The 14,370-nt window shown below is 55.1% G+C and carries 11 protein-coding genes; 8 read left to right on the forward strand and 3 right to left on the reverse strand.

Annotation, left to right across the window (positions count from 1 at the left end):
- Positions 1-5: 5 nt before the first annotated feature.
- The 3 genes from fhuA to hrpB all read right to left on the reverse strand — a co-directional run bounded on the left by fhuA (position 6) and on the right by hrpB (position 7,591).
- Positions 6-2,180, reverse strand: a complete 2,175-nt coding sequence (gene fhuA / locus AC534G_RS20620) for a ferrichrome porin FhuA (protein ID WP_110498727.1) — start codon at positions 2,178-2,180, stop codon at positions 6-8.
- 305 nt (positions 2,181-2,485) lie between these two features.
- On the reverse strand, positions 2,486-5,026 hold the full coding sequence (mrcB, locus tag AC534G_RS20625) for a bifunctional glycosyl transferase/transpeptidase (RefSeq protein ID WP_085048287.1): 2,541 nt from the start codon (positions 5,024-5,026) through the stop codon (positions 2,486-2,488).
- 135 nt (positions 5,027-5,161) lie between these two features.
- Complete coding sequence (gene hrpB, locus AC534G_RS20630; RefSeq protein ID WP_110498728.1) at positions 5,162-7,591, reverse strand: ATP-dependent helicase HrpB; 2,430 nt, start codon at positions 7,589-7,591, stop codon at positions 5,162-5,164.
- A 73-nt stretch (positions 7,592-7,664) separates the two neighbouring features.
- On the opposite strand from hrpB, the gene thpR reads away from it, so the two are divergent.
- The 8 genes from thpR (at position 7,665) to panC (ending at position 14,361) form a co-directional block, all read left to right on the forward strand.
- Complete coding sequence (gene thpR, locus AC534G_RS20635) at positions 7,665-8,195, forward strand: RNA 2',3'-cyclic phosphodiesterase (RefSeq protein WP_110498729.1); 531 nt, start codon at positions 7,665-7,667, stop codon at positions 8,193-8,195.
- 15 nt (positions 8,196-8,210) lie between these two features.
- Positions 8,211-8,915 (forward strand): DNA/RNA nuclease SfsA, encoded by a 705-nt coding sequence (gene sfsA / locus AC534G_RS20640; protein WP_038637342.1) that lies wholly within the window; start codon positions 8,211-8,213, stop codon positions 8,913-8,915.
- 177 nt (positions 8,916-9,092) lie between these two features.
- Positions 9,093-9,548, forward strand: coding sequence for an RNA polymerase-binding protein DksA (gene dksA, locus AC534G_RS20645; RefSeq protein ID WP_003018625.1), 456 nt, complete (start codon positions 9,093-9,095; stop codon positions 9,546-9,548).
- A 70-nt stretch (positions 9,549-9,618) separates the two neighbouring features.
- Positions 9,619-10,515, forward strand: coding sequence for a tRNA glutamyl-Q(34) synthetase GluQRS (gluQRS, locus tag AC534G_RS20650; protein ID WP_110498730.1), 897 nt, complete (start codon positions 9,619-9,621; stop codon positions 10,513-10,515).
- 71 nt (positions 10,516-10,586) lie between these two features.
- On the forward strand, positions 10,587-11,981 hold the full coding sequence (gene pcnB / locus AC534G_RS20655) for a polynucleotide adenylyltransferase PcnB (RefSeq protein ID WP_204354934.1): 1,395 nt from the start codon (positions 10,587-10,589) through the stop codon (positions 11,979-11,981).
- Positions 11,982-12,091: 110 nt separating this feature from the next.
- On the forward strand, positions 12,092-12,583 hold the full coding sequence (gene folK, locus AC534G_RS20660) for a 2-amino-4-hydroxy-6-hydroxymethyldihydropteridine diphosphokinase (protein WP_038637333.1): 492 nt from the start codon (positions 12,092-12,094) through the stop codon (positions 12,581-12,583).
- Between the two features lie 120 nt (positions 12,584-12,703).
- Complete coding sequence (panB, locus tag AC534G_RS20665) at positions 12,704-13,495, forward strand: 3-methyl-2-oxobutanoate hydroxymethyltransferase (protein WP_110498731.1); 792 nt, start codon at positions 12,704-12,706, stop codon at positions 13,493-13,495.
- An 11-nt stretch (positions 13,496-13,506) separates the two neighbouring features.
- Positions 13,507-14,361 carry a pantoate--beta-alanine ligase gene (gene panC / locus AC534G_RS20670; protein WP_085048292.1) on the forward strand — a complete coding sequence of 285 codons (855 nt, stop codon included), beginning with the start codon at positions 13,507-13,509 and terminating at the stop codon, positions 14,359-14,361.
- The last annotated feature ends 9 nt before the right edge of the window (positions 14,362-14,370 follow it).

A 14,370-nucleotide genomic window follows, 5' to 3' on the forward strand; every position in this document is an offset into this window, starting at 1 on the left:
AGAAATTAGAAACGGAAGGTTGCGGTTGCAACGACCTGACGTTCTGCGCCCCAGAAGCAGCCATAGGTATCAAAGCAGCTGGCAACATATTCACGGTCAAACAGGTTTGTAACGTTAACGGCAACACTAGATCCTGCCATACCCAGGCGCGCGAGATCGTATTTAACGACGGCATCCATCACGGTTGAGCTACCCACTTTGAAGGTATTCTTCGGATCGCCATAGCTAGAACCGACATAACGGCCACCGGTTCCCAGCGTTAACCCAGATAACGGGCCTTCGTAGAAGGTGTAATCCCCCCACAGAGAGGCCATGTTTTTTGGTACCTGAACAGGTGTTTTACCTTTAAGCGTCGTGTCTTCTGTATATTCCGCATCGGTATATGTATAAGACGCAGTCAGGTTAATGTTCGCATTCACTGCGGCTTTTGCTTCTAATTCAACGCCACGAGAACGTATTTCACCCGCCGGAACCTGCGCAAACGGATTAAGCGGGTCGGTGGTCAGGTTATTCGTTTTCGTTAGCTCATATACCGCGGCAGTAACAACAACGGGCAGATCTTTTGGAACATATTTCACGCCAGCTTCATATTGCTTACCTTTTGACGGCGCATACGCAACGTTATCAGCAGGTGTTGCCGCCCATGCTTTTGAAGGGTTCGGCTCGAATGATTCGCTGTAGCTAAAGTATGGCGTAATACCATTGTCGAAGAGATAGTTAATCCCGCCGCGCCAGGTGAACTGCTCATCGTTACGCTCAACTTTCTGATTACTGGAACGAATAGTGGTTGCCTGCTGAGACCAGTCATAGCGGCCTCCCAGTGTTGCAACCCATTTATTCCATTCCAGTTGGTCCTGTACATACACGCCAGTTTGGTGCTGCGTGTTAAGCTGGAACGGTTTCGCGTCAGGGAAATCAACATCTTCATACACCGGATTATTCATATCTAAAGGCGGTGCACTTCCGTAGGCGTTATCAATATCGTTTCGCAGACGCGAATAGTCGACGCCGGTAAGCAGAGTGTGTCCAACATCTCCCGTCGCGAACTTGCTTTCCAATTGAGTATCTACGCCAAAATCATTATAGCGTTCATCGGCGACGATAATCTGACGAGTCAATTGATTACCCACTGCGCCGAAGCCATACACACTCTGTTGAGAGGTTTTGATTTGGCTATAACGTAAATTTTGGCGCACAGTGAAAGTGTCATCAAAACTGTGTTCAAAGCTGTAGCCAACCATTCGCTCATAACGCGAATAGGTATTGTTCGGCGCATAATCCGTAAAGCTAACTGGCAAACGGGAACCATCAGGTAACGTATCGACCGTACCTTGTTTTGGCAACCAACCGTAATAGCCCGTTGACGGTTCATTCTGAATGTTTGCTCGCAGAGTCAGGTTGGTTCGGTCATCAGGCTTCCAGCTAAACACCGGAGCAATGGCATAACGCTTCTGCTTCGCGAAATCCTGTTGTTCGTCATTAGAACGAGCCAACCCTGTCAGGCGGTATGAGTACACGCCGTCGTCATCCAGGGAATCGCTGAAATCAAAACCGGTTTGGAACAGATTATCCGAACCCATTTTGAATTGAATTTCTTTTAACGGCTCTGATGTCGGGCTTTTGCTAACCATGGAGATCAAGCCACCCGGATTACTTTTCCCGTAAAGCACAGACGTTGGCCCGCGCATAAGCTCGACGCGTTCAAGCATGTAAGGATCAACAACGGCAGAACTGTAGTAATCCCCCTGTAGCTTGACGCCATCAAGGTAATTGTTTGGTGTTGGGCCAGGCGTATAGAAGCCACGAATAATAACGAAATCATAAGTGCTGGAAGCGCCACGCGTAGAAACGGCAGCACCAGGGGTATAGGCTAAAGCCTCTTTTACCGACCCTGGCTGATGCATATCCATCTCTTCACGCGTCACAACCGAAACAGACTGCGGGGTCTTTTCGATAGGCGTATCAGTCTTGGTGGCAGTGGCAGAGCGTTTCGCGGCGATGGTTGCCGCAGGTCCCCATGCACTTTCCTGCGGAGCAGGCGCTGCGGTTACGGTGATGGTTTCTTCTTTCGGTTGAACCGCCGCCTGTGCATAGACAGACATGCCGCTAACCGCTGTGGCTACCACTACTGCGATTTTACGCAGCGAGGAATTTGGCTGAGCAGTTTTAAGACGCGCCATTGGTATTTCTCTGATGAAAGTGAATGATAACGTAAACGAGAATTATTCTTATAACGAGAGTATGATATTCGAAACGCTGTTGCGAGCGCAAGCAATACGCGTCCCTACTAAAACTAAGGGGTTAAGAAATAACCAGATGAAAAGAAAGGGTTAATAAATTAGTCTGGAAGGTGGCGTTACGCTCTTGCCCAGTAGGCCTGATAAGCGTAGCGCCATCAGGCAAAACAATAGCGAATGGTCGAATAGCAGCGTGATTATCCTGCGCGAATAGAGAAAAACCCGCCGAAGCGGGTTTTGTTGAGGGATTAGTTTCCGCCGAACATATCCTTAATCCAACCCGCTACACCGTCGCTGTCTTTCTTCTCTTGCTGCGCCGGTTGCTGCTGTTGAGGCTGCTGTTGCTGCGGCTGTTGAGAAGATTGATCGAACGGATTACCCGACTGCTGCAGCATTTCCCCCTGCTGACACAGTGAGTCTGGATCGGTGGTCCATACTGGCAGCGTGCGCATCCCACCACTACACACGAAGTTGCCGTCATAGTCCACGCCCATATCCACCACATCCTCCGGTGGCGTCAGCACCAGCGGGGTTGGAGTCTGGTTAGCCAGATAACGCTGATAAATCGACATCGCGCCGCTGGCACCGTACAGCTTGGTTGGCTGGTTGTTATCACGGCCCACCCAGGTGATGGTCACCTGGCTGCCGTCAATCCCGGCGAACCAGGTATCGACGTTGTTGTTGGTGGTCCCGGTTTTACCCGCCAGATGCAGCCCAGGATACTTCGCGCCAAGCTGGCGGCCTGTACCACGCTGAACCACCTGCTGCATGGTCCACAGCGTCATATACGCCGCCTGCGCCGGAACGGCACGCTCAGCCTGCGGGAAGCTCTGGTACAACACCGTGCCATCTTCGGCAATCACCGAACGCAGCGCCGACAGCGGCGCGCGGTTCCCTCCGCTGGCAATAGTCTGGAACGCCTGCGCCACTTCGATTGGCGTCAGGTTCAGCGCCCCCAGCAGCATAGCCGGAACCGGGTTAAGCTGATCTTTCGGCGCGCCCAACTTCAGCCAGGTATCGGTCACGGCAGGCAAGCCCAGCGCCATCCCCAGATTCACCGTGGGTACGTTCATTGAGCGCGTTAACGCGTCCACCAGCATCACTTTACCGCTTTCGCTATAGCGACGGTCATCGTTCTGCGGCGACCACACCTGGCCGTTCGGCTGACGCAGCGCAATTGGCGCATCGGCAATCCAGGTATTCAGGCGGTACAGCTTCGGCTGGCTGAGCGCCGTCAGATAGGTCGCCGGTTTCGCCAGAGAACCAATCGAACGACGCGCCTGCATCGCACGGTTATAGCCCGCAAACTGCGGCTCTGCCCCACCGACCATGGCGCGAACTTCGCCGCTAAAGCGATCAACCACCACAATCGCCGTTTCCAGATCGCTCAGCTTACGTTGTTTCTTCAGCACCGGAATGCCTTCCACCGCCGCTTTTTCTGCAGCGTCCTGCGCCACGGAATCAAAGGTGGTGAAAATTTTCACGCCGGAGAGATCTTTAACTTTATCGCCGAGCTTCGCCTGTAGCTCCTGACGCACCATCTGCATAAACGCTGGCTGTGGGGAGATGACCCCGCCGCGCGGTTGCACGCCTAACGGACGCGCGCTCAGCATGTCATATAGATCCTGGTCGATAATCTGCTGCTGTTGCAGCAGACGCAGCACCAGGTTACGACGCTCCAGCGCCAGCTTCGGGTTACGCCACGGGTTATAAATCGACGCCCCTTTCACCATCCCAACCAGCAGTGCTTGTTGGTCGAGGCTTAACTCTTCCACCGGACGACCGAAGTAATACAAGCTCGCCAGCGGGAAGCCACGGATCTCGTTGTCGCCGCTCTGGCCGAGATAGACTTCGTTCATGTACAGCTCAAGAATGCGGTCTTTGCTGTAACGCGCATCCATGATCAGTGCCATATAGGCTTCGTTGGCTTTACGCCAGTAGGAGCGCTCGCTGGAGAGGAACAGGTTCTTCACCAACTGCTGGGTCAGCGTACTGGCCCCCTGTACCGTACGACCTGCCGTCAGGTTCGCCAGCACTGCACGGCCAATGGAATAGAGACTGATCCCGTCGTGCTCATAGAAGTGACGGTCTTCTGTCGCTAACAGCGTGTCCACCAGCAGATCCGGGAAGCCGCTACGCGGGACAAACAGACGCTGCTCGCCGTTTGGTGAAGAGAGCATGGTGATCAGACGCGGATCGAGACGGAAGAAACCGAACTGGCGGTTGTTATCCATATTCTCGATGGTGTCCAGATGATCGCCGTCAAAGGTCAGACGCGCGCGCACCTGCCCTTCTTTGCTGTCCGGGAAGTCAAACGGGCGACGAATCATCTCAATGCTCTTCGCCTGTACGGTGAATTCGCCCGGACGCGTCATCTTCGTCACCTGACGATACTGCGTGGCCTCCAGCAGCTTCACCATCTCGTTCTTGCCGATGGGCATTTCTGGCTCAAGGTTAACCATGCGGCCATATACCGCCGCCGGAAGTTGCCAGACTTTGCCATCAATACGGCTACGAATTTTTTGGTCCAGATACACGCCGTAAATGGCGATCAGCACCAAAAAGACAATCGACAGTTTTACCAGCAGCCAGAACCAGCCGCGCTTACCACGAGGCTTACGCCCTTTGCCCTTACCCTTACGCGGCATCGGTTCTTCATCCTCATAGTCATCATCATCATAATCGTCGTCATACTCTTCATCTCTGAGTTGACGACGGCTCACCTTTTGTTTTACCGGACGCGATGGTTTCCCTTTACGTCCAATTGGCTCGCGGTCATTCCCCGCCATGCTTTTTCTCCGCAACATTCAGGCGCAAGGGCCCGATTCTCTGTTCTTCCGTCCTGCGACAGAAGAAGAAATCTCTCAATTATTACCGCTCTTTCGCCGGATACGGCATGACGCCTTATCCGGCCTACCGTTACATTACGAATACTTTTTGGTGCGCCGCGTTGGCGCGGTATTCGCCGGATCGTCCGGCCAGACGTGTTTCGGATAACGCCCTTTCATCTCTTTTTGCACCTCGCGGTACGATCCCTGCCAGAACGCGCTCAGATCGCTGGTCACCTGGAGCGGTCGTTGGGCCGGAGACAGCAGCTCCAGCACCAGCGGAACGCGGCCTTGAGCGATGGTTGGAGTCCTCGCTTCGCCAAACATTTCCTGCATCCGCACCGCCAGCGCAGGAGGATTATCTTCATGATAGCGAATGGCAATCCGACTCCCCGTCGGCACAGTGTAATGCGCCGGCAGTTCACTATCCAGACGTTGCAGCATTGACCAGTCCAGCAAACCGCGCAATGCCTGACCCACATTTAATGCTTTTAACGCGCGTAAAGAGTGCACACCGCTCATGTGTGGCAACAGCCAGGTCTCCAGCGTCGCCAGCAGAGAATCTTCATCTACCGCGGGCCAGTCATATTCTGGCAACCAATTCGCCGCACAGTGCAAACGCAGCCGAAACTGCTCGGCCTCCGGCGTCCAGTTGAGCATACTTAGCCCTTTATCGCGAATGCCATTCAACATCGCCTGGTGCAACTCCTCTTCCGAGGGTTTAGCCAGCGGCTGGACTTTTACCGTGAGCTGACCAATGCGCGAGCGGCGTAAGGCTTTTAATGTGCCCTGGGTTTCATCCCACTCGATAGTGTCGGACTGCTGGAGCAGTTCAGGACACGTCTGCATCAGCACGTCAATCTCCAGCGGCAGGGCCAGCAGAATACGCGCATCCGGCGAAGCGCTGCCCTGTAGCAACAGCGGCGCTATCAGCCATTCATGGCGTCCGGAAGCGTCATCAGCATCCAGCATTGCGCCCATACCATTAGCCAGTTGATAACGCCCTTCCTGCCCGCGTCGACGCGCGATCCGGTCGGCAAACGCCTGCGCCAGCAACGGGGAAAGCAGCGTACTGTCGGGCTGTCCGCTGCGAACATTGAGCCGTTTCAGCAATTGTTGGCTGCGCTGCTGCCAGGCGGGGTGATTGCGTGAAAACGCCACAGCCAGATCGGTACAGCCACCACGCGGCGGCTCCTCCAGAATCGCTGTCAGTTTTGCCGCCGTTGCCGCTTCGGTATCATTGCTGGCGCTGACCAGCATCGCCGCCAGGCGAGGATCGTTCCCCAACATCGCCATTTTCTGCCCGCGAGCGCTGAGCCTGTCACCCGCAAGCGCACCCAGCATCTGCAACAGTTGTTTTGCCGCCTGCAGGTTGATAGCGGGCGGCGTATCCAGCCAGTTTAATTGCGCGGGATCGGTGCATCCCCATTGCAGCAACTCCATTAGCAGCCCGGACAGATCGCTCTGTAATATCTCCGGCTCCCCTTGCGAAGCCGCTCTTTCCGCCTGCTCTTTGGCCAGCAGATGCAGACAAATTCCGGGTTCCAGACGCCCTGCGCGTCCCGCTCGCTGCGTCATCGAGGCCTGACTGATGCGCTGGGTAATCAGTCGCGTCAGTCCAGTGCGCGCGTCATAGCGCGCCACGCGCTCCTGAGCGCAGTCTACCACCAGCCGAATATCTTCAATCGTTAAGCTGGTTTCAGCAATGTTGGTGGCCAGCACCACTTTGCGCTGGCCTTGCGGCGCGGGCAAAATCGCCTGACGCTGCTCGGCAAGCGTCAGCGCGCCATACAGTGGGCACAGCACAACATCGCTGCCCACACGCGTTGCCAGTTGCTCCTGCACGCGCTGGATTTCCCCAACGCCCGGTAAAAACAGCAGCAGCGAGCCGCTTTCATGGCGCAGTAGCTCCGCCGTGGCTATCGCCACCGCTTCGTCAAAACGCAGATGTGCCGCCAGCGGTTGATACCGTCGCTCAACCGGAAATGTGCGGCCTTCAGAGATAATCATGGGCGCATCGGGCAATAACTGCTGCAAGCGCCCGTTATCGAGCGTTGCGGACATGATCAACAGTTTCAGATCGTCACGCAGACCCTGCTGTACATCCAGCAACAGCGCCAGCGCCAGGTCGGCCTGCAAGCTCCGTTCGTGAAATTCATCGAGGATCACTAATCCGACGTCCGTGAGTTCGGGATCGCGTTGGATCATGCGCGTCAGGACGCCTTCCGTCACCACTTCCAGCCGGGTCTGCGGCCCCACGCAGCTTTGCGCGCGCATGCGATACCCCACGGTCTCGCCGGGCTTTTCGTTCAGCAACTCCGCCAACCGCTGCGCCACATTGCGTGCCGCCAGACGGCGCGGCTCCAGCAAAATAATCCGCCCCTTGATGCCACCATGCTCAAGCAGTCGCAACGGCAGCCAGGTCGATTTCCCGGCACCGGTCGGCGCGGTCAGCAGCACCTGCGGCGAGGCATCAAGGGCGGTAAGCAGTGCAGGCACTACGGCGGCAACGGGCAACGACGTCACAAATGGCTCCAGAGGGTTAACATTCTTCGCGCTGCATTGTAGCATCGCGTTAATTCATAACCGAGTATCCATCATGTCTGAGCCAAAAAGGCTGTTCTTTGCGATTGAATTGCCTGCCGAGGTTCGGGAGCAGTTAATCCACTGGCGAGCCGCGCAGTTCCCTCCTGAAGCAGGCCGTCCCGTCGCCGCTGAGAATCTGCATCTGACATTGGCCTTTTTAGGCGATGTCAGCGCAGAGAAGCAACAGGCGTTGTCGCAGCTAGCCGGACGCATTCGCCAGCCCGGTTTTACGCTCAAACTGGATGATGCCGGGCAATGGCTGTGTTCGCGAGTAGTGTGGCTGGGGATGCGTCAGCCGCCGCGCGGACTGTTACAACTGGCGAATATGCTGCGGGCGCAGGCCTCACGCAGCGGGTGCTATCAAAGCCCGCAGCCGTTTCACCCGCATATCACGCTGCTGCGCGATGCCGGACACGCGGTTCCCATTCCGCCCCCCGGCTTTGGCTGGTCGTTCCCGGTCACCGGGTTTGCGCTCTATTCCTCCACATTCACGCGGGGGCGTACGCGTTACACGCAGTTGCAACGCTGGATGCTGACTGAATAATCAAAGGGACTGTTCATGCAATTTTCTCCACCTTTACAACCCGCTACGCTCATCCAGCGCTACAAGCGCTTTTTAGCGGATGTGATCACACCGGATGGCACAACGTTAACGTTACACTGCCCAAATACCGGCGCGATGACCGGATGCGCAACGCCTGGTGATACCGTCTGGTATTCGACATCAGAAAATACCAAACGAAAATATCCGCATACCTGGGAATTAACGCAAACGCAATCCGGGGCATTTATTTGTGTTAATACGCTGTGGGCGAACAGATTAGCGAAAGAGGCGATTCAGCAGTCGCTAATTTCAGAAGTTTCAGGCTATAGCATATTGAAAAGTGAAGTAAAATACGGCGCTGAAGGGAGTCGTATAGACTTTTTGTTACAGGCGGATTCCCGACCTGACTGCTATATTGAAGTGAAATCAGTCACGTTGGCGGAAAAAGATCAGGGTTATTTTCCCGATGCCATCACTGAACGAGGTCAGAAACATCTTCGGGAATTGATGAGCGTAGCGGCTGAAGGTAAGCGGGCGGTGATATTTTTCGCAGTGCTACATTCAGCCATTACACGGTTTTCACCCGCGCGCCATATTGATACGAAATATGCGCAATTATTGGTCGAAGCTCGGCAAAAGGGGGTCGAAATTCTGGTTTATAAAGCGGAACTTTCTGCCCATGGTATGACTCTTAAAGAGCCGTTGCCCATTACCTTGTAATGGTGTAAACATCTGGTTAATTAATATTCTGGGCGCGTGTGCAAATACGCTTTTCCTCACAGGGTTGTCAAGTGTTACGTTTAGATAATTGCTATCCGGAAAAGCATCTGCTATTTATAGCGACCTGATTTTTCCCCCGAACATGGGGATCGATAGTGCGTGTTAAGGAGAAGCAACATGCAAGAAGGGCAAAACCGTAAAACATCGTCCCTGAGTATTCTCGCCATCGCTGGGGTGGAGCCGTACCAGGAGAAACCGGGCGAAGAGTATATGAACGAAGCCCAGCTGTCGCACTTCAGGCGTATTCTTGAGGCATGGCGTAATCAACTTAGGGATGAAGTCGATCGCACCGTATCTCATATGCAAGACGAAGCGGCTAACTTCCCTGATCCGGTGGACCGCGCCGCGCAGGAAGAAGAATTCAGCCTTGAGCTGCGTAACCGTGACCGTGAGCGCAAACTGATCAAAAAGATCGAGAAGACGCTGAAGAAGGTAGAAGACGAAGATTTCGGCTACTGCGAATCATGCGGCGTAGAAATTGGTATTCGCCGTCTGGAAGCGCGTCCGACAGCCGATCTGTGTATCGACTGCAAAACGCTGGCAGAAATCCGCGAAAAACAAATGGCAGGTTAATTCCGGTCATTTTTACCACGTTTACTACAGGCGGGAGTTTCTCCCGCCTTATTATTTGTTAGTCCGCAAAATGAGCGATTCACACTATATTGGCCGCTTCGCCCCCTCCCCTTCCGGCGAACTGCACTTCGGTTCACTGATTGCCGCCCTCGGGAGTTACCTGCAGGCCCGTGCCCGGCGCGGCACCTGGCGAGTACGTATTGAAGATATTGACCCCCCTCGTGAAGTTCCCGGTGCTGCAGAGACGATTCTGCGTCAGCTGGAACATTACGGCCTGCATTGGGATGGCGAAATTTTATGGCAATCCCAGCGTCATGAAGCCTACCGAGAGGCGCTTAGCTGGCTGCATCAGCAGGATCTGAGCTATTACTGCACCTGTACGCGGGCGCGTATTCAAAGCGTCGGCGGTATTTACGACGGCCACTGCCGTGAGTTACGCCTCGGGCCAGAGCAGGCGGCTGTCCGCATCAAGCAACGCCGCCCCGTGCTGCAGTTTACTGACCGGCTACGCGGTGTAATTCAGGCTGACCCGCAACTTGCTGGCGAAGATTTTATTATTCACCGCCGCGACGGGCTGTTTGCCTATAACCTCGCGGTAGTGGTAGATGACCACTTCCAGGGTGTGACGGAAATTGTGCGCGGCGCCGATCTCATAGAACCGACGGTGCGGCAAATTTCGTTGTATCAGCAGTTTGGCTGGCAGGCGCCAGACTATATTCATCTGCCGCTGGCGCTTAACGAACAAGGCGCTAAACTTTCCAAACAAAATCATGCACCTGCCCTGCCGCAAGGCGATCCACGTCCGGTGATTATTGCCGCGCTGCGCTTTCTCGGCCAGCGTGCGGATATCGCGTGGCAGGAAATGCAGGTCGATCAGATCCTTCAGTTTGCCGTCAAAAACTGGAGTCTGACAACGGTGCCAGAATCAGCGATCGTAAATACGCCATTCTCAAATGCGCCACGCTGAGCTATGATTAGCCGCTATTTTTACACAGCAACACTTGTTCTGATTGAAGTTTGACACTACCGAGGTGCACTATTTTTACCCGAGTCGCTAATTTTTGCCGCAAGGTGCTAAGCCGCGAGGAGCGCGAGGCCGAGCTTGCCGTCGCCCGTCCACATATGACGGTAATCCCGCGTGAGCAGCACTCAATCTCCCGCAAAGATATCAGTGAAAATGCCCTGAAGGTAATGTACAGGCTCAATAAGGCCGGATACGAGGCATGGCTGGTTGGCGGGGGCGTGCGCGATCTTTTGCTGGGCAAAAAGCCAAAAGATTTTGATGTCACCACTAACGCAACGCCGGATCAGGTGCGAAAACTGTTTCGCAACTGTCGTCTGGTCGGTCGCCGTTTCCGCCTTGCGCATGTGATGTTTGGCCCGGAAATTATCGAAGTGGCGACCTTTCGCGGCCATCATGAAGGCAGCGACGCCGATCGCACCACGTCGCAACGCGGGCAAAACGGTATGCTGCTGCGCGATAACATCTTTGGCTCCATTGAAGAAGATGCCCAGCGTCGCGATTTCACGATCAACAGCCTGTATTACAGCGTGGCCGATTTCACCGTGCGTGATTACGTCGGTGGCATGCAGGATCTCGAAGAAGGCATCATTCGCCTGATCGGTAATCCGGAAACGCGCTATCGCGAAGATCCCGTACGTATGCTGCGCGCCGTGCGCTTTGCCGCCAAGCTCGACATGCGTATCAGCCCGGAAACCGCAGAGCCGATCCCGCGTCTGGCAACGCTGTTGAACGACATTCCTCCCGCACGCCTGTTTGAAGAAGCGCTTAAGCTGTTACAGGCGGGCTATGGGTATGAAACCTATAAAAAACTGCGTGAGTACAGCCTGTTCCAGCCGCTGTTTCCAACCATTACGCGCTACTTCACCGAAGACGGTGACAGCCCGATGGAACGCATTATCGCCCAGGTGCTGAAGAATACCGATAACCGCATTAACAATGATATGCGCGTTAACCCGGCGTTCTTGTTCGCCGCCATGTTCTGGTATCCGTTACTGGAAGCCGCGCAGAAAATCGCGCAAGAAAGCGGTCTGGCCTATTACGACGCTTTCGCACTGGCAATGAATGACGTACTCGACGAAGCCTGTCGCTCGCTGGCAATCCCGAAACGATTAACCTCGCTGACCCGTGATATCTGGCAGTTGCAGTTACGCATGTCCCGTCGTCAGGGCAAACGCGCCTGGAAGCTGATGGAACATCCGAAGTTCCGCGCCGCCTACGACCTGCTGGCCCTGCGTGCAGAAGTGGAAAACAACGCCGAGCTGCAGCGTCTGGCTCAATGGTGGGGTGAATTCCAGGTTTCAGCGCCGCCGGAGCAAAAAGGCATGCTGAACGAGCTGGATGAAGAGCCTGAACGTCGTCGTCATCGTCGCCCACGTAAACGCGCGCCACGCCGCGAGGGCTCCGCGTGACCAATCGCGAATACCCAATGGATTTCGGGTTGCATCAATGCGGCGACACAGCGAACTCCCGGGAGCGTACATCAGTACGTGACTGGGATGAGCGAGGAAAGCCAACACAGATGCAGCTTGAAAGACGACGGGTATATATCGCTATTGGCAGCAACCTCGCCTCCCCGCTGGAACAGGTGAATGCTGCCGTACAGGCGATCGGTGAAATTCCCGACAGCCGCATTGTGGCCGTCTCTTCATTTTACCGCACACCGCCATTAGGCCCACAGGATCAGCCCGATTACCTGAACGCCGCCGTGGCGCTGGATACCGCTCTCGCCCCAGAAGAATTGCTTAACCATACCCAGCGCATTGAGCTGCAACAGGGGCGTGTGCGCAAGGCCGAACGCTGGGGTCCGCGTACGCTGGATCTCGACATTATGCTGTTTGGCGATGAAGTGATTAACACCGACCGTCTGACCGTGCCGCACTACGACATGAAAAACCGGGGCTTTATGCTGTGGCCGCTGTTTGAGATCGCCCCTGATCTGATCTTTCCGGATGGTATCAGCCTGCATCAGCATCTCACCCATCTTGGTGCGGCAAAACCCGCCCACTGGTAAAACATAGCCTCCCCTTTAGCGTTTACTGCTTTAGTGCCAAACGGTTGCTTAAATCAATTGCCCCCCTGAATGTGACTGTTAGAATGCCGGTAAATATGACCTTCATCATCAGGAAATGTTATGAAACCGACCACCATTTCGCTGTTACAGAAATGCAAACAGGAAAAGAAACGCTTCGCCACCATTACCGCGTACGATTACAGCTTCGCCAAATTATTCGCCGATGAAGGCATCAACGTGATGCTGGTGGGCGACTCACTGGGCATGACAATTCAGGGGCACGACTCCACCCTGCCGGTCACCGTGGAAGATATCGCCTACCACACCCGCGCCGTTCGCCGTGGCGCGCCGAACTGCCTGCTGCTCTCCGACCTGCCGTTTATGGCTTATTCCACGCCGGAACAGACGTTTGAAAACGCGGCCATCGTGATGCGTGCGGGGGCAAATATGGTCAAGATTGAAGGCGGCGCATGGTTGGTTGATACGGTGAAAATGCTCACCGAACGCGCCGTCCCGGTTTGTGGTCATCTGGGGCTGACGCCGCAATCGGTGAATATCTTCGGCGGCTATAAAATTCAGGGCCGCGGCGACGCCGGGCAGGTACTGCTGGATGACGCGCTGGCCTTAGAAGCGGCAGGCGCTCAACTGTTGGTGCTGGAATGCGTGCCGGTTGAACTGGCGAAGCGCGTTACTGAAGCGCTGTCGATTCCGGTGATCGGCATCGGCGCGGGCAACGTCACCGATGGTCAGATCCTGGTAATGCACGATGCGTTTGGCATCACCGGCGGTCATATTCCAAAATTCGCGAAAAATTTCCTTGCCGAAGCGGGCGACATGCGCGCCGCCGTACGGCAGTATATGGCAGAAGTGGAGTCCGGCGTTTATCCGGGCGAAGAACACAGTTTCCATTAAGGAGTCCAGGTGTGTTAATTATCGAAACCCTGCCGCTGCTGCGTCAGCATATCCGTCGTCTGCGCCAGGAAGGCAAACGCGTCGCATTGGTTCCCTCTATGGGCAATCTGCACGACGGCCATATGAAACTGGTTGATGAGGCAAAAGCTCGGGCTGATGTGGTCATCGTCAGCATTTTCGTCAATCCGATGCAATTCGACAGACCGGAAGATTTGGTGCGCTATCCGCGCACGCTGCAGGAAGACTGCGAAAAACTGAACAAGCGCAAAGTCGATTATGTCTTTGCTCCAGCCGTTGAGGAAATCTACCCGCAGGGGCTGGAAGGCCAGACGTACGTTGATGTTCCCGGCCTCTCTACCATGCTGGAAGGCGCCAGCCGTCCGGGCCACTTCCGCGGCGTCTCGACCATCGTCAGCAAGCTGTTCAACCTGATCCAGCCGGATATCGCCTGCTTTGGCGAGAAGGATTTCCAGCAACTGGCGCTGATTCGCAAAATGGTCGCCGATCTGGGCTACGACATTGAGATAGTCGGCGTGCCGATTATCCGCGCCAAAGATGGTCTGGCGCTCAGCTCGCGTAACGGATATCTGACGGCAGAGCAGCGTAAAATCGCCCCAGGATTATACAAAGTGATGAGCGGCATCGGCGAAAAGTTACAGGCCGGTGAGCGTGACCTGGACGAGATGATTGCCATTGCAGCGCAAGAACTAAATGAAAAAGGCTTCCGCGCCGACGACATTCAGATCCGCGATGCCGACACGCTGCTTGAACTCACCGAAAACAGCAAACGTGCGGTCATTCTGGTCGCCGCATGGCTGGGACAGGCGCGTTTGATCGATAATCAAAGCGTTACATTAGCCCAGTAGACAGGGGTT

Source organism: Citrobacter sp. CRE-46 (assembly GCF_059615875.1).

Coding starts and splice junctions, on each gene's coding strand:
- fhuA (WP_110498727.1), bottom strand. CDS start 2,180: ATGGCGCGTCTTAAAACTGCTCAGCCAAATTCCTCGCTGCGTAAAATC.
- mrcB (WP_085048287.1), bottom strand. CDS start 5,026: ATGGCGGGGAATGACCGCGAGCCAATTGGACGTAAAGGGAAACCATCG.
- thpR (WP_110498729.1), top strand. CDS start 7,665: ATGTCTGAGCCAAAAAGGCTGTTCTTTGCGATTGAATTGCCTGCCGAG.
- sfsA (WP_038637342.1), top strand. CDS start 8,211: ATGCAATTTTCTCCACCTTTACAACCCGCTACGCTCATCCAGCGCTAC.
- dksA (WP_003018625.1), top strand. CDS start 9,093: ATGCAAGAAGGGCAAAACCGTAAAACATCGTCCCTGAGTATTCTCGCC.
- gluQRS (WP_110498730.1), top strand. CDS start 9,619: ATGAGCGATTCACACTATATTGGCCGCTTCGCCCCCTCCCCTTCCGGC.
- folK (WP_038637333.1), top strand. CDS start 12,092: ATGCAGCTTGAAAGACGACGGGTATATATCGCTATTGGCAGCAACCTC.
- panB (WP_110498731.1), top strand. CDS start 12,704: ATGAAACCGACCACCATTTCGCTGTTACAGAAATGCAAACAGGAAAAG.